At 67.7% G+C, this 18,977-nt stretch carries 16 protein-coding genes; 4 read left to right on the top strand and 12 right to left on the bottom strand.

Annotation, left to right across the window (positions count from 1 at the left end; translation table 11 throughout):
- Positions 1 to 2: 2 nt before the first annotated feature.
- From EV668_RS05680 to dgcN, 6 genes are all read right to left on the bottom strand, one after another.
- On the bottom strand, positions 3 to 305 hold the full coding sequence (locus EV668_RS05680) for a hypothetical protein (RefSeq protein WP_133768839.1): 303 nt from the start codon (positions 303 to 305) through the stop codon (positions 3 to 5).
- Between the two features lie 249 nt (positions 306 to 554).
- Complete coding sequence (folE, locus tag EV668_RS05675) at positions 555 to 1,172, bottom strand: GTP cyclohydrolase I FolE (protein ID WP_133768838.1); 618 nt, start codon at positions 1,170 to 1,172, stop codon at positions 555 to 557.
- 2 nt (positions 1,173 to 1,174) lie between these two features.
- A complete protein-coding gene (queD, locus tag EV668_RS05670) occupies positions 1,175 to 1,531 on the bottom strand; it encodes a 6-carboxytetrahydropterin synthase QueD (RefSeq protein ID WP_133768837.1) in 357 nt (118 codons plus the stop codon).
- A 10-nt stretch (positions 1,532 to 1,541) separates the two neighbouring features.
- Positions 1,542 to 2,177, bottom strand: a complete 636-nt coding sequence (gene queE / locus EV668_RS05665; RefSeq protein WP_133768836.1) for a 7-carboxy-7-deazaguanine synthase — start codon at positions 2,175 to 2,177, stop codon at positions 1,542 to 1,544.
- Positions 2,174 to 3,637, bottom strand: a complete 1,464-nt coding sequence (locus EV668_RS05660; RefSeq protein WP_133768835.1) for an MDR family MFS transporter — start codon at positions 3,635 to 3,637, stop codon at positions 2,174 to 2,176. The genes queE and EV668_RS05660 overlap by 4 nt, the downstream gene beginning before the upstream one ends.
- A 3-nt stretch (positions 3,638 to 3,640) precedes the next feature.
- The gene (gene dgcN / locus EV668_RS05655; protein ID WP_133768834.1) at positions 3,641 to 4,663 is read right to left on the bottom strand and encodes an N-acetyltransferase DgcN; all 1,023 of its coding nucleotides are present in this window, start codon (positions 4,661 to 4,663) and stop codon (positions 3,641 to 3,643) included.
- A gap of 299 nt (positions 4,664 to 4,962) precedes the next feature.
- On the opposite strand from dgcN, the gene EV668_RS05650 reads away from it, so the two are divergent.
- The gene (locus tag EV668_RS05650; RefSeq protein ID WP_133768833.1) at positions 4,963 to 5,808 is read left to right on the top strand and encodes an EamA family transporter; all 846 of its coding nucleotides are present in this window, start codon (positions 4,963 to 4,965) and stop codon (positions 5,806 to 5,808) included.
- A 15-nt stretch (positions 5,809 to 5,823) separates the two neighbouring features.
- Here the strand turns inward: EV668_RS05650 and EV668_RS05645 are convergent, their stop codons facing one another.
- The 3 genes from EV668_RS05645 to gltB form a co-directional block, all read right to left on the bottom strand.
- Positions 5,824 to 6,240 (bottom strand): PaaI family thioesterase, encoded by a 417-nt coding sequence (locus EV668_RS05645; RefSeq protein WP_245512869.1) that lies wholly within the window; start codon positions 6,238 to 6,240, stop codon positions 5,824 to 5,826.
- A gap of 10 nt (positions 6,241 to 6,250) precedes the next feature.
- Positions 6,251 to 7,675 (bottom strand): glutamate synthase subunit beta, encoded by a 1,425-nt coding sequence (locus tag EV668_RS05640; protein ID WP_133769994.1) that lies wholly within the window; start codon positions 7,673 to 7,675, stop codon positions 6,251 to 6,253.
- Positions 7,676 to 7,787: 112 nt separating this feature from the next.
- Positions 7,788 to 12,485 carry a glutamate synthase large subunit gene (gltB, locus tag EV668_RS05635; protein WP_133768832.1) on the bottom strand — a complete coding sequence of 1,566 codons (4,698 nt, stop codon included), beginning with the start codon at positions 12,483 to 12,485 and terminating at the stop codon, positions 7,788 to 7,790.
- A 425-nt stretch (positions 12,486 to 12,910) separates the two neighbouring features.
- Between gltB and EV668_RS05630 the strand changes: the two genes are divergently transcribed.
- Complete coding sequence (locus EV668_RS05630; protein ID WP_425359584.1) at positions 12,911 to 13,984, top strand: threonine aldolase family protein; 1,074 nt, start codon at positions 12,911 to 12,913, stop codon at positions 13,982 to 13,984.
- Between the two features lie 93 nt (positions 13,985 to 14,077).
- Complete coding sequence (locus tag EV668_RS24685) at positions 14,078 to 15,025, top strand: hypothetical protein (RefSeq protein ID WP_166652351.1); 948 nt, start codon at positions 14,078 to 14,080, stop codon at positions 15,023 to 15,025.
- 78 nt (positions 15,026 to 15,103) lie between these two features.
- On the opposite strand, the gene EV668_RS05620 is transcribed toward EV668_RS24685, so the two are convergent.
- Positions 15,104 to 15,565 carry an Hsp20 family protein gene (locus EV668_RS05620; RefSeq protein ID WP_133768830.1) on the bottom strand — a complete coding sequence of 154 codons (462 nt, stop codon included), beginning with the start codon at positions 15,563 to 15,565 and terminating at the stop codon, positions 15,104 to 15,106.
- Between the two features lie 172 nt (positions 15,566 to 15,737).
- Between EV668_RS05620 and EV668_RS05615 the strand changes: the two genes are divergently transcribed.
- Entirely contained in the window at positions 15,738 to 16,697 is a 960-nt protein-coding gene (locus EV668_RS05615; protein ID WP_425359583.1) for an alpha/beta fold hydrolase, read from the top strand.
- Positions 16,698 to 16,719: 22 nt separating this feature from the next.
- On the opposite strand, the gene blaOXA is transcribed toward EV668_RS05615, so the two are convergent.
- Positions 16,720 to 17,508 (bottom strand): class D beta-lactamase, encoded by a 789-nt coding sequence (blaOXA, locus tag EV668_RS05610; protein WP_133768828.1) that lies wholly within the window; start codon positions 17,506 to 17,508, stop codon positions 16,720 to 16,722.
- A 29-nt stretch (positions 17,509 to 17,537) separates the two neighbouring features.
- The gene (locus EV668_RS05605) at positions 17,538 to 18,977 is read right to left on the bottom strand and encodes a hypothetical protein (protein WP_133768827.1); all 1,440 of its coding nucleotides are present in this window, start codon (positions 18,975 to 18,977) and stop codon (positions 17,538 to 17,540) included.

Genomic DNA, 18,977 nt, shown 5'->3' with positions numbered 1-18,977 from the left:
GATCAGCCGCGGACGCGGATCGACGAGCGGCGGTGATGCCGGCGATGGGCACGGAAGCCCTCGTTGTTGAGCTGATAGCGCCAGAACGGCCCGCCGGGCGTATAGGTGCGCACGCCAAAGGCCTGGGTCCCGTGCTCCATCCGGGTCGTCTGGTGGACGTCGGAATGAGGCGTGTAATAGGGCGACGGACCGCCGAAATAGCCCGAATAGCCGAAGAAGGGCGGCACGCTTTCCGCCTGCGCGGCACCGGACAGAAGCGAGCCGGCGGCGATGGCGCCGAGCGCGAGACGTCTGATCGCGAGCAAGCCGACCCTCCCGGAAGCAATGACAACGGCTCGGATTATAGCAGGGACGCCGCGGCGGAGGGTGACAATCCTGCCGCAGATTGCGGCTTTGCCGACGCCACCCTCCCCTGGAGGGGGAGGGTCGGACCGAAGGGCCGGGGTGGGGTGACGCGCGGCCTACGGCTCGCAGGCGTTTGCGATGACCCGAGGTGGGTTTCACCCCACCCCGCCGGCTTCGCCGTCGACCCTCCCCCTCCAAGGGAGGGTTACCTACTTGCCGATCGCGGCCAGGAATTCGGCGCGGGTCTTGGCGTTCTCGCGGAAGATGCCGAGCATGCGGCTCGTCGTCATGACGGCCTCGCGGGCATGGACGCCGCGCGTCGTCATGCAGGCATGGGTCGCCTCGATCATGACCGCGACGCCGAGGGGTTGGAGTTCGGCCTGCAACGCGTCCGCGATCTCGGCCGTCAGCCGCTCCTGGATCTGGAGGCGGCGGGCGAAGGCCTGGACGAGGCGCGCGAGCTTCGAGATGCCGACGACGCGCTTCCTCGGCAGGTAGCCGACATGGACCTTGCCCTGGATGGGCGCCATGTGGTGCTCGCAATGCGAAGAGAAGGGGATGTCCTTCAGGATCACCATCTCGTCGTACTTGGCGATCTCCGAGAAGGTCCGGGCGAGGACGCTGGCGGGGTCCTGCCGATAGCCGGCGAACCAGTCCTCGTAGGCGCGCACGACGCGCGACGGCGTGTCGGCGAGGCCCTCGCGGCGCGGATCGTCGCCCGCCCAGCGGATGAGCGTGCGGACGGCCTCCTCGGCCTCCTCGCGCGTCGGGCGGCCCGCCCCCTCGTCGTTCCCCGCGCGGCCGGCCGGGAGTGCGTGCTCGTTCATCGTCAAACGCCTTCGTACTCGGCCCAGCTCTGCGGCGTCTCGTAGACGCGCACGGATGAGACGAGCGGCAGCAGCGGCTTCACGCGCTGCCAGATCCAGATCGCGATATGCTCCGCCGTCGGGTTCTCCAACCCTTCGACCTCGTTCAGGCAATGATGATCGAGCCGCTCGAGCAGCGGGGCGAAGACCGCCTCGACGTCGAAGAAGTCGATGACGAAGCCGCTGCGCGGGTCGACCGGCCCCTCGAGGGTCAGTTCGATCCTGTAGGAATGGCCGTGCATCCGGAAGCAGCGATGCGTCTCGGGCACGTTCGGCAGGCGGTGCGCCGCCTCGAAGGTGAAAGCCTGGGTGATCTTCATGGGGTCCCCTTTACGGGATACCGAGCCATTTGTGAGTCTGGAGGCTGAGACGCCAGCGCGGATGGGCCTTGCAATAGGCGACGGCGAGCGCGGTGTTCCGGGCGGAATCGGGGCCGTCCATCGGCTGGAGGCAGAAATCGTCGAAGGCGAGGCCGGCGAAGCGCTCCGGCGGCGCATCCTCCTGCGGATAGACGAGCTTCAGCTCGTTTCCGCGCGTCAGCCTGAGCGGCGCCTCGCCCTTGGGGCTGACGGCGATCCAGTCGATGCCGCGCGGCGGCTCGAGCGTGCCGTTCGTCTCGACGGCGATCTCGAACCCGCGCGCATGGAGCGCGTCGACCAGCGCCTCGTCCACCTGGAGCAGCGGCTCGCCCCCGGTCAGAACGCAGAAGCGGCGCTCCTCGCCCGGCCCCCAGCAGCCGGCGACCGCATCGGCGAGCGCCTCCGCGCCGCGGAAGAAGCCGCCCCCCTCCCCGTCGACGCCGACGAAATCGGTGTCGCAGAACCGGCACGCGGCCGCGGCCCGGTCGCCGTCGCGTCCGGTCCACAGGTTGCAGCCCGCGAAGCGGCAGAACACGGCGGCACGGCCGCTCTGCCGCCCCTCCCCCTGCAGCGTGTAGAAGATTTCCTTGACCGCGTAGCGCTTCACGAGCCGCTCCGCTCCTCGGGTGGTGCGGTATCCCGCAGCGGACGCTGCTCCATCAGCGCGAAGATCGCGAGCGCCGCCGCGAGCATTCCGACCGCGATGAAGAAGACGATCCGGAAAGCCGCCGCATCGACAGCACCGCGTCGCTCGAACCCTTCGACGGCGAGCCCGCCGCCGCCGAGCGCGATGGCGCCGAAGATCGCGACGATGATGGCGCCGGCGAGCTGACGCATGAAGTTCATGGTGGCGGTCGCGGTTCCGAGATGGTGGATCGGCGCGGCGTTCTGCAGGGCCACGGTGACGACCGGGAACACCGTGCCGATGCCGAAGGCCGTCCCGGCCAGCAGAACCTCGCACAGCCAGAAATGCTCGTCGCCCGCCAGGAGCGCGAAGGCGGCGAAGCAGAGGACGGACAATGCGAGTCCAGCGGTCGGCACGGCCTTGTAGTTCGCGACGACCGCCATGGTCCGGCCCGAGATCGTCGCGCCGATCGGCACGCCGATCATGAAGGGGATGAGCGCAAGGCCCGATTGCCGCGCGGACAGGCCGAGGCTGGTCTCGAAGAAGATCGGCACCATGATCGAGAGGCCGACATAGGTACCGACGCACAGGGCGCCGGAGAAGGTGGCGGCGGCAACGACGCGATCGGCAAGGATGGCGAGCGGGATCAGCGGCTCGTGCGCCGTCGCGAGGCGGGCGAAGAAGCCGATCCAGGCGAGGAGCGAGACCGCCGCGAGGCCCAGCACCTGAGGCGAGAGCCACGCATAGTCATGCCCTCCCCAATTCATCATCAGCATCAGGCTCGTCGTGGCGCCGACGAGGAGGACGGCGCCAGGCAGATCGAGCCGGTGCTGCCGCTCGCGCCGCGGCAACCGCTTGAGCTTGTCGTTGATGAGCCAGAAGGCGAACAGCCCGAGCGGCAGGTTGATCCAGAAGATCAGCGACCAGTGCAGCATCTGCGCGAAGAAGCCTCCGAGCACCGGCCCCAGCACGCTCGCGGCCGCGAAGACGCCGCCGAAATAGGCCTGGTAGCGCCCCCGTTCGCGCGGCGTCACCAGATCGGCGATGATCGTCTGGGCGAGAGCGATGAGGCCCCCTCCCCCAAGACCCTGAACGCCCCGCGCCAGGGCCAGCGTGAGGAGGGATGGGGCAAGGGCGCAGGCGATCGAGCCGATGATGAACACGGCGACGGCGACGAGCATCGTCACCCGCCGCCCATGCATGTCCGCGAACTTGCCGTAGAGCGGCGTCGCAATCGTCGAGGCGAGGAGATAGGCGGTGACGATCCAGGGCAGGTGCTGGACGTCGCCGAGTTCGCGGCCGATCGTCGGCATCGCGGTCGCGACGATGGTCCCGTCGAGGGCCGACAGGAACATCGCCAGCATCATGCCGATGAAGACCGACCTGATATCGGCCTGTGTCAGAGGCTGCCGGGCCGATCCCGGCCCGGCATCCGTGCCCATCGATCAGGCTGTCTTGGTCGCCGGGAAGTCGGCCAGGACGCGGTCGACGATCCCCTCGACACCGAACCGGATCGGATCGGTCGCCGGGAGACCATGCTCCTTCTCGAGACCCGCGAGATAGGTCTTCGCCTCCTCCTCGCCGAGAGCCTGCGTGTTCACCGAAATTCCGACCGGCTTGATGGCGGGGTTCGTCAGCTTGCCGCACTGGATGGTGAGGTCGATCACCTCCTGGATGGTCGGCAGCGGGTGCTGGACGCCGCGCATCGTCGTCCGGGTCGGCTCGTGGCAGACCACGAACGCGTCGGGCTGCGCGCCGTGCAGGAGGCCCATCGTGACGCCGGAGAAGGACGGGTGGAACAGCGAGCCCTGCCCCTCGACGAGATCCCAGTGACCCGGCGAACCCGCGGGGCTGATCCACTCGACGGCGCCGGAGATGAAGTCGGCCACGACCGCGTCGATCGCGACGCCCCGGCCGGAGATGAACACGCCCGTCTGACCCGTCGCCCGGAAATCGGCGTCGAGGCCGCGATCACGCATCGCCTTTTCCATCGCCAGCACGGTGTACTTCTTGCCGACCGAGCAATCCGTTCCGACCGTGAGCAGCCGCAGGCCGGGGCGCTTGGTGCCCTTGCCGGTGGCGAAGCGCTGGTCCGACATGCGGACGTCGTGGAGGGCGCGCCCGTGCTTCTGAGCAGCGGTCGCGATGCGCTCGTCGGTACCGAGACGGATATGCAGACCGCTGGCGACGTCCATGCCGGATTCCAGCGCCTCGATGATCGTGGGGATCCAGGCTTCGTTGAGCACGCCGCCCGCATTGACGATCCCGACGACGAGCGTCTTGGCGCCCTTCGCGGCCGCATCCTTCACCGACATGTCCGGAATGCCGAGATCCGCCTTGCATCCCGGGAGCCTGACCTGCCCGAGGCACCAGTCGCGGCGCCAATCCACGATCCCGTAAGCCGTCTTGGCCGCGAGCTTGTCCGGGACGTCGCCCAGGAACATCAGGTAGGGAGGGTTGATCTGCATCTCGGTAATCCGTCACGCGGTCTGGTCGGGCGGCCCGCCCCAGGGCGGGGGCTACGCGAGGTCTCTAGCGGCTGGAAGGGTGGCGGAAAAGCTTCTCTCTTGTGCATCCCCCCGGCGTTTCACGCAGACGGCGAGAAGACGATGCAGGTTGCAGGGAGGTGGAGCTGGCCGACACCGAATTCCGCGCCGTCCGCGCGAAGGAGACCATGACGTTTCGTTGACAGCGGGCTCTCGCCGCCGCATCGGCTTCGTCGGTCCAGTCCTCCGTCTCCATCCCTCGGGACCGAAGCCGCCGCCCCATGGAGTTTCACGTCTTCGCGGCCGTGCTCGCGGCCGCCGCACTGCATGCGGGCTGGAATGCGTTCCTGAAGCTCCGCCTCGAGCCGCTGCTGGCGATGACGCTGATCATGGGCTTCGCGGGGCTCGTCGCCCTCCCGGCCCTTATCGTGCTCGGGCTTCCGCCGCGGTCGTCCTGGCCTTGGCTCGCGACCTCGATCGCGCTCCATCTCGCCTATTCGATCGTTCTCACCTCAGCCTATGCTCGGGCCGATATGGGGCAGGTCTATCCGATCGCCCGCGGGGGCGCTCCGCTGATGACCGCGCTCGCCTCCGCGCTCCTGCTTCAGGAGCCCGTGAGCGCCTTGCAGCTCTTCGGCATCGCCTCTCTCGGCCTCGGCGTCGCCGCCATGTCGATCCTCGGCCGCCGGAGCGGTGGGCGCGTCGACCCTCTCGCCATCGGACTGGCGCTCCTGACGGCAGCGTCGATCTGCGGCTACACCCTGTCGGATGGCCTGGGCGCGCGGGCCTCCGGCAGTCCTCACGCCTATACGGCCGCACTCTTCGTCGCCGATGGCATCACGCTCTCGGCCTACGCCGCCTGGCGCCGGGGCGGCAAGAAGCTGAGGGAGGCACTCGGCTATTGGCGTCAGGGTGTCGTCGGCGGGACGATGTCTCTCGCCTCCTACTGGATCGCCATCTGGGCCATGACGATCGCACCGATCGCCCTCGTCGCGGCACTGCGGGAATCGAGCGTGCTGTTTGCCGTCGCGATCGCCGTGATCGTCGTCAAGGAACCGCTGCAATGGACGCGGGCGCTGGCGGCGGTGGTGATCCTCTTCGGCCTCGTGCTGGTGCGGCTCGGCTGAACCCGGCTCGCAGCGCTATTTCTTCATCACGAGCTGGGTCTGCGTCACCATCGCCGCGAGCTTGCCGTCCGGACGCGTGATCCGCGTCTGCCAGACCATCGTCGTGCGACCCCGGTGGAGCGGCGTCGCCTCGGCGCGGGCGAGGTCTCCGACCTTGATCGCGGCGAAGAAGTTCGTCTTGCTCTCGACGGTCGTCGTGCCGAAGCCCTCGGGCAGGTTCAGGAAGGTCGCGGTCCCGGCCGTGTTGTCGGCGAGCGCCATGATCGTCCCGCCGTGCAGCACGCCGTTCCGGTTGCTGTGGCGCTCCTCGACCAGAAGCTCGGCCACCACGCAGTCGCGCGAGGCGCTGACCGTCCTGAAGCCGAAACCCTGCGCCATCGGCGAATCGTTCAGCGCGAAGAGTTCGAGCAGGTCCTCGCCGGCATCGCTCATGACGAGTTCCTCAGCGCGGCAGGACCGAGGCGCCCATCAGGGCCTCGTCGATGGCCCGCGCGGCCTGGCGCCCCTCGCGGATCGCCCAGACGACGAGCGACTGGCCGCGCCGCATGTCGCCGGCGGCCCAGACCTTCTCGCGCGAGGTGCGGTAGTCGCTCTCGTTCGCGACCACGTTGCCGCGCCGATCGAGCGCGAAGCCGCCCTGTTCCAGCATCCCGGTCTTGAGGGAGCCGGCAAAGCCGATCGCCATGAAGACGAGATCCGCCGGGAGGACGAATTCGGAGCCCGGGATCGGCTGCCTCTTCTCGTCGACGCGGGCGCAGACGACACCCGTCACCTTGCCCTTGCGGCCCTCGAGCCGAAGCGTCGCGGTCTGGAACTCGCGCTCGGCACCTTCCGCCTGGCTCGACGAGGTGCGCATCTTGGTCGGCCAATAGGGCCACACGATCAGCTTGTCCTCGCGCTCCGGCGGACGGAGACGGATGTCGAGCTGGGTCACGGACAAGGCGCCCTGCCGGAAGGAGGTGCCGACGCAGTCCGAGGCCGTGTCGCCGCCGCCGATGACGACGACGTTCTTGCCGGTGGCGAGGATCGGCTCCTCGCTCGTCTCCGGCTCGCCACCGACGCGCCGGTTCGATTGGACCAGGAATGGCATGGCGAAATGCACGCCCACGAGCTCTTGCCCGGGAAGCTGCGGATCGCGCGGGTCCTCGGCACCGCCCGAGAGCAGGACGGCGTCGAACTCCTCCTCGATCGAGGACAGGCTGCGCGTCACGCCGACATGCACGCCGTAATGGAACACGACGCCTTCCGCCTCCATCTGCTGGACGCGCCGGTCGATGTGATGCTTCTCCATCTTGAAGTCGGGGATGCCGTAGCGCAGAAGGCCGCCCGCCTTCGGCTCGCGCTCGAAGACATGGACCTCATGGCCGACGCGCGCGAGCTGCTGGGCCGCGGCGAGGCCGGCCGGGCCGGAGCCGATCACGGCGACGCGCCGACCCGTCCGGATCGCGGCGGGTTCGGGCCGGATCCAGCCGCTGCTCCACGCCTTGTCCGCAATGGCCTGCTCGATCGTCTTGATGGCGACCGGCTGGTTCTCGAGATTCAGCGTGCACGCCTCCTCGCAGGGCGCGGGGCAGATGCGGCCGGTGAATTCCGGGAAGTTGTTCGTCGAGTGGAGGTTGCGCAGCGCCTCCTCCCAGTCCGACTGGTAGACGAGGTCGTTCCAATCCGGGATCTGGTTGTGCACCGGGCAGCCGGTCGGCCCATGGCAGAACGGAATGCCGCAATCCATGCAGCGGGCGGCCTGTTTGCGCAGATCGCCGTCATCCAGCGGGAGCGTGAACTCCCGGAAGTGGCGCACGCGATCGCCGGCGAGCTGATACTTCTGCTCCTGCCGGTCGTATTCCAGAAAGCCCGTGACCTTACCCATATCATCCACCCGTCATCCCGGCCGTCGCGACGCGACGAGCCGAGACCGTTAAACACTCGATCCGGTTGGCGATCCCGGATCGCCGCCTCGCGGCGTCCGGGACGGCATGACGTTATTCCGCCGCCTGGAGCATCCGTCCGCGCTCCATCTCGCGGATGGCGCGGCGGTACTCGACGGGCATCACCTTGACGAATTTCGTCCGGTACTCCGCCCAGTTGTCGAGGATGTCCTTCGCCTTCGCCGAGCCGGTATAGGCGAGGTGGTTCGTGAGGAGATCGGTGAGGCGCTCCTCGTCGCGGCCGGACATGTCGGACATGATGTCGATCCGTCCCTTCGTCTCGAGGTCGCCCGACTGATGCGTGCGCTGCATCAGGTCTTCCTCCTCCTCGACCGGCTCGAGATCGACCATGGAGAGGTTGCAGCGCTTGGCGAAGGTGCCGTCCTCGTCGAGGACATAGGCGATGCCGCCCGACATGCCGGCCGCGAAATTGCGCCCGGTATTGCCGATCACGACCACGACGCCGCCCGTCATGTACTCGCAGCCGTGATCGCCGGTCCCCTCGACCACGGCGATGGCGCCGGAGTTGCGCACCGCGAAGCGCTCGCCCGCGACGCCGCGGAAATAGCACTCGCCGGCGACCGCCCCGTACAGCACCGTATTGCCGACGATGATCGAGTTCTCCGCCACGGCCTGGGTCTCGGCCGACGGCTTGATGATGAGCTTGCCGCCTGAAAGGCCCTTGCCGACATAGTCGTTGGCATCGCCTTCCAGCGTCAGCGTCACGCCCGCGGCGAGCCAGGCGCCGAAGCTCTGGCCGGCCGTCCCGGTCAGCCGGATCGCGACGCTGTCGTCCGGTAGTCCCTCATGGCCGTGGGCCTTCGCGATCTCGCCCGAGAGCATCGCGCCGACGGTCCTGTCGACATTGGTCACGCGCTCCTCGATCGCGACGGGATCGCCGCCATCGATGACCGCGCGTGCCTGCGCGATCAGGCGGCGGTCGAGCACGTCCTCGATCGGATGGTGCTGGCGCTCGACATGGCGCGTGGCCATGCCCTCGCCCGCCTCGACACGGTGGAACATGCCGCTGAAATCGAGCCCGTTCGCCTTCCAGTGCTCCACCGCGGTCTCGCGGTCGAGATAGTCGGAGCGGCCGACGAGATCCTCGATCCGGCGCACGCCCATCGCCGCCATGAGCTCGCGCAGCTCCTCGGCGACGAAGAAGAAGTAGTTGATGACGTGCTCGGGCGCGCCCTTGAAGCGCTTCCTCAGCACCGGATCCTGGGTCGCGACGCCGACCGGGCAGGTGTTGAGGTGGCACTTGCGCATCATGATGCAGCCGGCCGCGATGAGCGGCGCGGTCGAGACGCCGATCTCGTCGGCGCCGAGCAGGAAGGCCACGAGCGAGTCGCGCCCCGTGCGGATGCCGCCATCGGCCTGGAGCGCGACGCGCCCGCGCAGCTTGTTCAGCACCAGCGTCTGATGCGTCTCGGCGAGGCCCATCTCCCAGGGCGAGCCGGCATGCTTGATCGAGGTGAGGGGCGCGGCGCCCGTGCCGCCCTCGAAGCCGGAGACCGTGATGTGGTCCGCGCGCGCCTTGGCGACGCCCGCGGCGACCGTGCCGACGCCGACCTCGGAGACGAGCTTGACCGAGACATCCGCCGCCGGGTTCACGTTCTTCAGGTCGAAGATGAGCTGGGCCAGGTCCTCGATCGAGTAGATGTCGTGATGGGGCGGCGGCGAGATCAGGCCGACGCCCGGCGTCGAGTGGCGGACCTTGGCGATCTTGGCATCGACCTTGTGGCCCGGAAGCTGGCCGCCCTCGCCGGGCTTCGCGCCCTGGGCGACCTTGATCTGCATCATGTCCGAATTGACGAGATACTCGGTCGTGACGCCGAAGCGGCCGGAGGCGATCTGCTTGATGGCCGAGCGCTTGGAGCGCCCGTCCGGCAGCGGCCGGTAGCGCTCGGACAGCTCCCCGCCCTCGCCCGTGTTCGACTTGCCGCCGATCGCGTTCATGGCGATGGCGAGCGTCTCGTGCGCCTCCCGCGAGATCGAGCCATAGGACATGGCGCCGGTCGAGAAGCGCTTGACGATGTCCGCGGCCGGCTCGACCTCCTCGATCGACACGGGAGCGAGGCCGATCTCCTCGGCGGACTTGATGCGGAAGAGGCCGCGCAGCGTCTTCAGCCGCTCGTCCTGCCGGTTCACCAGCCGCGCGAATTCCTGATAGCGCTCCTTGGCGTTGAGACGGACCGCGTGCTGCAGGGCCGCGACGCTGTCGGGCGTCCAGACGTGGTCCTCGCCGCGCAGCCGGTAGGCGTATTCACCGCCGATATCGAGGGCGTTGCGGTAGACCGGAGCGTCGCCGAAGGCGTCGTTGTGCCGGCGCATCGTCTCCTCGGCGATCTCGGCGAGGCCGACGCCCTCGATCTTGGTCGCCGTTCCGAAGAAATACTTGTCGACGAAGTCGGAACGCAGGCCGACCGCATCGAAGATCTGCGCGCCGCAATAGGATTGGTAGGTCGAGATGCCCATCTTGGACATGACCTTCAGGAGCGCCTTGTCGATCGACTTGATGTAGCGGTAGACGATCTCCTTCTCGTCCACCTCCGGCGGCATCTCGTCCTTCATGTCGAGCAGGGTCTCGAAGGCGAGATAGGGGTTGATGGCCTCCGCGCCGTAGCCGGCGAGGCAGGCGAAATGGTGCACCTCCCGCGCCTCGCCCGTCTCGAGCACGAGCCCGACGGAGGTGCGCAGCCCCTTGCGGATCAGGTTGTGATGCACCGCCGCCGTCGCCAGCAGCGCCGGGATCGGGATGCGGTCCGGCCCGACGGCCCGGTCCGACAGGACGATGATGTTGTAGCCGCCGAAGACGGCCGCGTCGGCGCGGTTGCAGAGCCGCTCGAGCGCCCCCTCGAGCCCCGCCGCCCCGCTCTCGCTCGGATAGGTGATGTCGAGCGTCTTGGTGTCGAACCGGTCCTCGAAATGGCCGATGGAGCGGATCTTCTCCAGATCCTCGTTGGTGAGGATGGGCTGGCGCACCTCCAGCCGCTTGCGCCGGCTCGTGCCTTCGAGGTCGAGGATGTTCGGCCGCGGCCCGATGAACGAGACGAGGCTCATGACGAGTTCCTCGCGGATCGGGTCGATCGGCGGGTTCGTCACCTGGGCGAAGTTCTGCTTGAAATAGGTGTAGAGCAGCTTGGAACGGGAGGAGATCGCCGAGATCGGCGTGTCCGTCCCCATCGAGCCGACGGCCTCCTGGCCGGTCACGGCCATGGGCTGCATCAGGAGCTTCAGGTCCTCCTGCGTGTAGCCAAAGACCTGCTGGCGATCGAGCAGTGAGACGTCGTGGCGCGGCTCGCGCGGCTGCACCTTGCGCAGATCCTCCAGCACGATCTGCGTGCGGCGCAGCCAATCCTTGTAGGGATTGGCGGTCGCGAGATCGCGCTTGATCTCCTCGTCCTCGACGATGCGGCCCTGTTCGAGGTCGATCAGCAGCATGCGGCCGGGCTGCAGGCGCCACTTCTGAACGATCGAGGATTCGGGGATCGGCAGCACGCCGGCCTCGGAGGCGAGGACGACGAGCCCGTCCTCCGTGACGAGGAAGCGGGCCGGGCGCAGGCCGTTGCGGTCGAGCGTCGCCCCGATCTGGCGCCCGTCGGTGAAGACGATCGCGGCCGGGCCGTCCCACGGCTCCATCAGCGCGGCGTGATACTCGTAGAAGGCGCGCCGGTCCTCGTCCATGAGCGGGTTGCCGGCCCAGGCCTCGGGCACGAGCATCATCATGGCATGGGTCAGCGAGTAGCCGCCGCGCACGAGGAATTCGAGCGCGTTGTCGAAACAGGCCGTGTCGGACTGGCCTTCGTAGGAGATCGGCCAGAGCTTGGAGATGTCGTTGCCGAACAGCTCCGAATCCACCGAGGCCTGCCGCGCGGCCATCCAGTTCACGTTGCCGCGCAGCGTGTTGATCTCGCCGTTATGGGCGACGAAGCGGTACGGATGGGCGAGACGCCAGGACGGGAAGGTGTTGGTCGCGAAGCGCTGGTGGACGAGGGCGAGCGCGCTCTCGAAGCGCGGATCCTCGAGGTCCCGGTAGTAGTGACCGAGCTCGTGGACGAGCACCATGCCCTTGTAGACGATGGTCCGCGACGAGAGGCAGACCGGGTAGAATTCGAGGAGCTTCGGATCGCGCCGCTCGTAGACGGCGTTCGAGATCACCTTGCGGACGATGTAGAGCTGACGCTCGAAGACGTCGGCATCCTCGACCGCCTTCGGCGAGGTGATGAAGATCTGACGCTGGCGCGGCTCGGTCGCCCGGACGGAGTCGCTGAGGTCCTCGGAGCGGACCGGCACTTCGCGCCAGCCGAGCAGGGTCAGCCCCTCGTCGGCGACCGCTTGCGTGACGATGGCCTCGACCTCGCGGCAGGCCTCCGCGTCACGCGGCATGAACAGGTGGCCGATGCCGTAGGAACCGGGCTCCGGCAGGGCGATGCCGAGCGTCGCGCATTCCTCGGCGAAGAAGCGATGCGGGATCTGGACGAGGATGCCGCATCCGTCGCCCATGGTCGGGTCGCCGCCGACGGCGCCGCGATGATCGATGTTCTTGAGGATCTGCAGCCCCTGCTGCACGATCGCGTGGGTCTTGCGGTTGTGGATGTCGGCAACCATGCCGACGCCGCAGGAATCCTTTTCCTGAGAGGGATCGTAGAGGCCCTGGGCCGACGGAAGCAGCGGATCCACCGCCTGCACCGACGGCCGCGTCGCGGCCTCTACGTGCCGGTCTCCTTCGATGATGAGTCTCTTCCGCATCGTCCCCTGCCTTGCCCGTCTTCGAGAACGGACTTTGCCGTGTCTCGCCCGGAGCGATTGTGGGGATCGTCCCGGGTCGTTCGTCGCCTATCAGGCGGCCGCGACCCGATTTTCGCGCCCGCCGCAGGCGGGCGCGCGCAGCTTCAGCTCAGCCGCGCAAACCCGCAAACACCCTCGCGGGTGTCTTCCGTGTCTCGTTTCGTCGTCGTCTCGGTAGCCACGCCAAAGGCCTCTCGGACGCCCGAAACCGGGCTGGTTAGGACAGTATACCTGTCCTACTTTTGAACCGTGCCAGATTTTCCCGCACCGCACAAGCGGGTATGCGGCCCGTCATCATCAAAAAACGACAGCCTTGCCGGCTCGTGCTCCCTGGCCCATCTGGCTGGGCGCACGGCGTCAGCAGCCGGGCGGGGAGGCCCCAAAGCATGGACCTGAATTTCGCCAGCGACAACATCGAGGGTGCGAGTGCTCCGGTTCTCGATGCCGTGCTGCGGGCCAATGCGGGCCCCGCTCCGGCCTATGGCGCCGATCCCTGGACCGCGCGAGTCGAGTCGCGCTTCGCCGCGATGTTCGAGCGCGAGGTCGCGGTCTTCCCGGTCGCGACGGGCACCGTCGCCAATGCCCTGTCGATCGCGGCCTCGGTCTCGCCCTGGGGATCCTGCCTCTGCCATTTCGAATCCCACGTCATCGACGACGAATGCGGAGCTCCGGAATTCTATGCCCACGGCGCCAAGCTGATCGGCCTGCCGGGCACGGGCTGCAAGCTCGTTGCAGCGGAGGTCGCGGCGGCTCATGACGCCCTGCCGAAGGCGGTCAAGCAGATGCCGCCGCAGGCGCTCTCCATCGCCCAGGCGACGGAAAGCGGGCTCGTCTATTCCGTGTCCGAGATCGCGGCGCTCGGCGAGGTTTGCCGCTCCCGCCAACTCGCCTTCCACATGGACGGGGCGCGCTTCGCGAACGCGCTCGTGCGGCTCGGCTGCACGCCGGCGGAGATGACGTGGAAGGCCGGGATCGACATCCTGTCCTTCGGCGCGACGAAGAACGGCTGCCTCGCGGCCGAGGCCGTCATCGTGTTCGACCCGGCACTCGCCGCCAGCATCGCCTATCGCCGCAAGCGCGCCGGGCACACCTTCTCGAAGGCCCGCTTCATCGCGGCTCAGTTGGAAGCCTATCTCGACGGCGACCATTGGCTCGCCAATGCGCGCCACGCGAATGCGATGGCCGAGCGGCTCGCGCGCGGCCTCCTCGCCCTGCCGGGCGTGCGGGCAGCCTGGCCGGCCGAGACCAACAGCCTCTTCGCGATCATGCCCGAGGGGCTCGACCGGGCGCTGCGGAATGCGGGCGCGCTCTATCATCCATGGTCGGCCCGTGCGCTCGCTCCCGAGGAGACGGTGAATCCGGGCGAAGTGCTGGTGCGGCTCGTCACCTCGTTCGCGACGAGCGAGGCGAAGGTCGATTCCCTCCTGGCGGCCGCGCGCTCGGCCGGCGGCGCGTCTTGACGCGTCACGAGTGTTGACGAACCGTTACTTCGCCCCGCCGCCGCCCCAATCTGCAACGATGGTCGCGGCAACGAGTGTCCGACAGGGTGTCCCATGTCTCTCATGCGCATGACGCTTCTGCGCTCGACGCTGCTTGCCGCCTCCGCTCTCGCGGCCGGCGCCGCGTCGGCCCAGTATTACTACGGGCCGCCGCCCGCCCCCTACGCCTATAACGCGCCGCCTCCCATGGTCGGCTACGGGCCGCCGCCGCCCATGTATGGCGGATATTACGACGAGGCGCCCCGGCCCGGCCCGCGGCCGATCTCCGCCCGGACGGTCGTCAACCACCTCCAGGCCATGGGCTACCGTCAGGTCGGGCGTCCCCGCTTCACGGGATCGCTCTACATCGTGCAGGCCACCGCCCCTGACGGCATGCGCCAGGAGGTCACCGTCGACGCGATCCGCGGGATGATCCTGAACCGTGTCGTCATCGCCGGCCCCTCCCCCGACCGGTGGGGTCCGGAGCCGAGCGTCGAGCGGCCGCGGCGCCAGCCGCCCCGCCGGGAGGCCGCGCGGCAGCCTGCGGAGACCCGCGATCCGGTGGAGGTCGACCGTCCGGCCTCGTCGGGCGGTCCCGGCCTGCCTCCGCCCGCCGATCCGCGGCTGGACCCGTCGGCCGAGCCGCGCCAGCCGCGCGCCACGCGCCCGCCGGAGCGGCGCACGCCGGACCGCGAGGCCAAGGCCGAGCCGCCCCGCTCGTCGAAACCCGCCGATACGCCGCGACCCTACGCGATCGATCCGGCGCCGGCCGCACCGGCAGCGCCCGCGCCGAAGCCGGCAGCGAAGCCCTCGGCGCCCCCAGCCACGACGACCCCAGCCACGACGACCCCTCCCGCTTCGACGGCCGATTCGCAGCCGAGGTCGGACCGGCCCGTACGCGTGATCCAGGGGGTGACGCCGATGGCGGGCAATCAGATCAACGGGGAGGCCGGTGGCTCGGACCTGTCGCAGCTCGACAGCCTGCCGCAGCCTCCCTCCCCGGCGCCGCCGACCGGCGAGTAGGACAACGAAAAACGCCCCGGCTGGCCGGGGCGCGGAAGGCCGGCGGCTGACGCCGCCGGCAACGGGATCAGGAGACGGTCAGGCGGCCGCCTTGATGTTCTCGATGGTCTTCGGAGCCGAACCGGCGATCGCGATCTGGCGCGGCTTCTTCGCCTCCGGAATCTCGCGCACGAGATCGATGTGCAGGAGCCCGTTCTCGAGCGACGCACCCGTGACCTGGACGTAATCGGCCAGCTGGAAGCGGCGTTCGAAGCTGCGGGCCGCGATGCCCTGGTAGAGCACGTCCGCCTTCCGGTCCTGGTCGAGCGTCTTCTCGCCCTTGACGGAGAGCGTGTTCTCCTTCGACTCGATGGCGAGGTCGCCCTGGGTGAAGCCGGCCACCGCGATCGAGATGCGATAGGCGTTCTCGCCGGTGCGCTCGATGTTGTAGGGCGGATAAGATGGTGCGGACTCGACGCCGCCAAGATTGTCGAGCATCGAAAACAGACGGTCGAAACCGACGGTGTTCCGGTAGAGGGGAGCAAGATCGTACTGTCGCATGGCATATCCTCCGTAAAGCGACATGCAAACCAAGATCCGCCCGAGGGCCGGATCTTGTGCCGCCGTCATGGCCGGCACGTGCGGGAGGTGGTTAGGGGTCTTCGAACCGTCAAGACCTTGCCATCGAAAAATCATTGCATCCGGGCACATCCTCGGAGCTGAAAGCGAGATCGTGTTGGAGCTGCTCGACCGACCCCAGAACCCGATCCCACCCGCAGGCGCCTGTGCGCCCCTCGTCACGCGGGACGGCGTCAGACTCCGGGTCGCGTCCTGGCCTCGGCTCGCGGGAGCGGAGCCGCGGGGAACCGTCCTGCTTCTTCAGGGACGGGCCGAATTCATCGAGAAGTATTTCGAGACCATCGACGCGCTGCTCGCGCGCGGCTTCGCCGTCGTCACCTTCGATTGGCGTGGCCAGGGGCGGTCCGACCGGGCCCTCCCGAACCGGCAACTCGGCCATGTCGCGCGGTTCGACGACTTCCTGCTCGATTACGAGGCCGTCCACGCGACGATCGCGGACGAGCGGGTGGTCGTCCTCGCCCATTCGATGGGGGCGGCCGTCGCGCTCGAAGCGGCCCATGACGGCCGGCTGCAGGCCGAGCGCCTCGCCTGCACGAATCCCATGGTGGGGCTGAGCCTCGTGAGGGCTCCGGCTTTCTCGAGGCGCCTCGCCCGTGTGCTCGCGCGGGCCGGCCTCGGGCGGCGGATCGTTCCGAACGGCGAGTTGCACTCGATCTCGATGCGCCCCTTCCCCGGCAACCGCCTGTCGACCGACGAGGCCCGCTACGCGCGCAACGCCGAACTGTCCCGCCTCCTCGAATGGGCCGCGATCGGCTCCCCGACGATCGGCTGGCTGGATACGGCCTACGCCGCCATGGAGCGGCTGATGAGCCCGGGCTACGCCGCCGCGATCGACATCCCGACGCTCCTCGTGCTCAGCGGCAGCGATCCGGTCTGCTCGACGCCGGCCATGACCGCCTTCGGCCACGCGCTGGGCCGCGGCCACGTGCTGACCATTCCGGAGGCGCGCCACGAGATCCTGATGGAGACCGACGCCATCCTCGCGACCTTCTGGGCGGCCTTCGACGGATTCGTCGCCGAAGCGGCCGACCTGCCGGTGAACGAAGTCGCCTGAGGACGTCGCCCCGAGCGCATCCTCAGAGGCGCGCGAGCAGGTCCTTCAGATGGGCCAGCATGGCATCGCGGGCGCGCGGGCCGCCATAGCCTTCCGTCTTGACCTCGTCCCGGATCAGCCGGGCGAAGACGAGCCGTTTCGCGCCCCGCTCGGCAATGCCGACGAACCAGCCGATCTGCCGGACCCTGTCGAGGGACCCGTCGGGGCGGCGCGCGAAGCCGCTGCCGGTCTTGCCGCGCAAAGTCCAGCCGGGCGCCGACCCGAAATCGGGCATGATCGCGAGCGTCTTCGCCGCGGCATCGGAGGGGTCGGAGAGGAGTTTGCGGAGGAAGGCGATCTGCTCCTCGGGCGAGATCGCGAGCGATGAACTGAGCCAGGCATGGGTCAGGCCGTCATCCCGGCCCGGCTGGCCCGACAGGTCCCGGTTGCCATAGGCGAGCCGGTCGACGGCGCCCTGGAAGCGCTTCATGCCGAGCCGCCGCGTCAACTCCTGCGAGTACCAGACGACCGAGTCGCGCTCCCAGATCGTCGGATCGACCGGTCCCTTCCAGCTCGGCAGGAGCGTCTCGTCGCCGCGCTGCGGCGTCCAGACGGGGGCATGGGAATCCTGGAGGATACCCTCCTCGAAGCCGATCAAGGCGAGCGGAACCTTGAAGGTCGAGGCCGGCGTGACGCGCTCCGCGCAGGCGAGGCCCTGCCGCTCGACCACGGCTCCCGTGGCGGCATCCACGACGAGCGAGCAGGCCGGCTCCTGCGCCGGGGCGGCAAAGGCCGAGGCGAGGAGGACGAGGAGGACGGCGAGATGCCTCATGCTTTGCTCCCAGGCGGCACCGAAGGACCCTATCGGACCGACCTCAAGTACGCGAAACTTTGACCGGGCCGCGCGACCACATCGGGGGCCGTCGCGACGATGAGGCTCGCGGTACGGCGATAGGTGGCCTCGAGATCGCGGGGAAGACGCGGTGCTCCTGACTCTCGGGGTTCCACCGCTAGTCGACGAAAAATGCAAGCATTGTACACATCCGATATTGGATCGATGCGACCTCGATCCGACCTTCGCTGCGATCGGATCACGATGCTCTGGAAATCGAGGCTGTCTCTTTGGCGCGATGCGCGGACGCCATCGAAAATTTCCCACGCGAAACCGGCATTCCGGTCGATGATCACGTCGCCGAGAAAGGTTCCAAGATCGAGAATGACGTTGTAACCGAGTCTGGCCCCGGTCCATTCGGGAAAACGGCCTTCGAAACTCCTGTCGAAAACGATCGGCGGAAGATACGGTCCATATTTTCTAATCCAATGATCGATATCATCAAGAGATTGATCTGTACTATTAAGATCTATTCCAAATTTTCTAAAAAATCTAACTAGATTCCTCTTTCTTTCAATGCGTTTAGAAAGAAAGTATTCAAAATTTATAGCAGCCTGCTCAGCCGACATCGAATATGAAAAACCGGGAACCGGCGGTGAAAATACTGGATAATCCTTTATATGCCGACGCAATCTGGAGCGCGCCAGAAGATGATGGGGCATCCATACCCACAATCGATGTATTTTTTCCGAACTGCGATCATACATGATCGGATCCGGTTGCGGCCCGCCAATCTCATTTACGAATTTCTGGGTTTCTTTGACCTTTCGTTCCCGATACATACTGTCTTTGACAGTGACAACGAATGGAAATTCATAGTCACCATCGATTCCGGCGAGCCGGAATTCGAGCGCTGGGAAAGCGCAGCCCAGGTGACGCACCAGTGGGCTGATGGGCATGTCCTTGGTCGTAAACCTCAGCACGAGCCTGCCAGTCTGCTCCTGCTCCGCGGCGAGGTCGGTGAGGTAATGGGCCCCTCCCCAATGGTCGAAGGCCCAACTCTCGCGGTCCCAGTATCCCGTCGCTGCGTGGCTCTCGATGGCGGCGCGCCCAGCCGCGATCACCTCGGGGTGTTTCTTCTCGAGCCAATTGAGAAGCTGCTCATGTGTCTTGATGCGCCGTTTCCGGCATTCCGGCTGATCGAGGACGCTTGGCGCCGATATTTCGATCCCTTCGATGATCCTGAGAGGCGTACGCCCGGTCAGAGCTTCGACCCCGACCTCGATATCACGGCCGAACAGGGTGGAGATCGATACGCCCGGCAGCGTCCGGGGCACGGGGATGATCCGCTCGGGCTCCAACCCACACCAGGCGCCATCCTCGCCTTTCGTCAGGCAGCGCCGGGCAAAATCCGACACGGCCTCCGGATCACCCGATACCGTCAGGGCCTGTGCGAAATAGGTGCCCAT

Origin of the sequence: Enterovirga rhinocerotis (genome assembly GCF_004363955.1) — a bacterium.
Taxonomy (GTDB): domain Bacteria; phylum Pseudomonadota; class Alphaproteobacteria; order Rhizobiales; family Beijerinckiaceae; genus Enterovirga; species Enterovirga rhinocerotis.
Note: the sequence above shows the minus strand (reverse complement) of the source record. Positions and strands in the feature narration are given on the sequence as shown.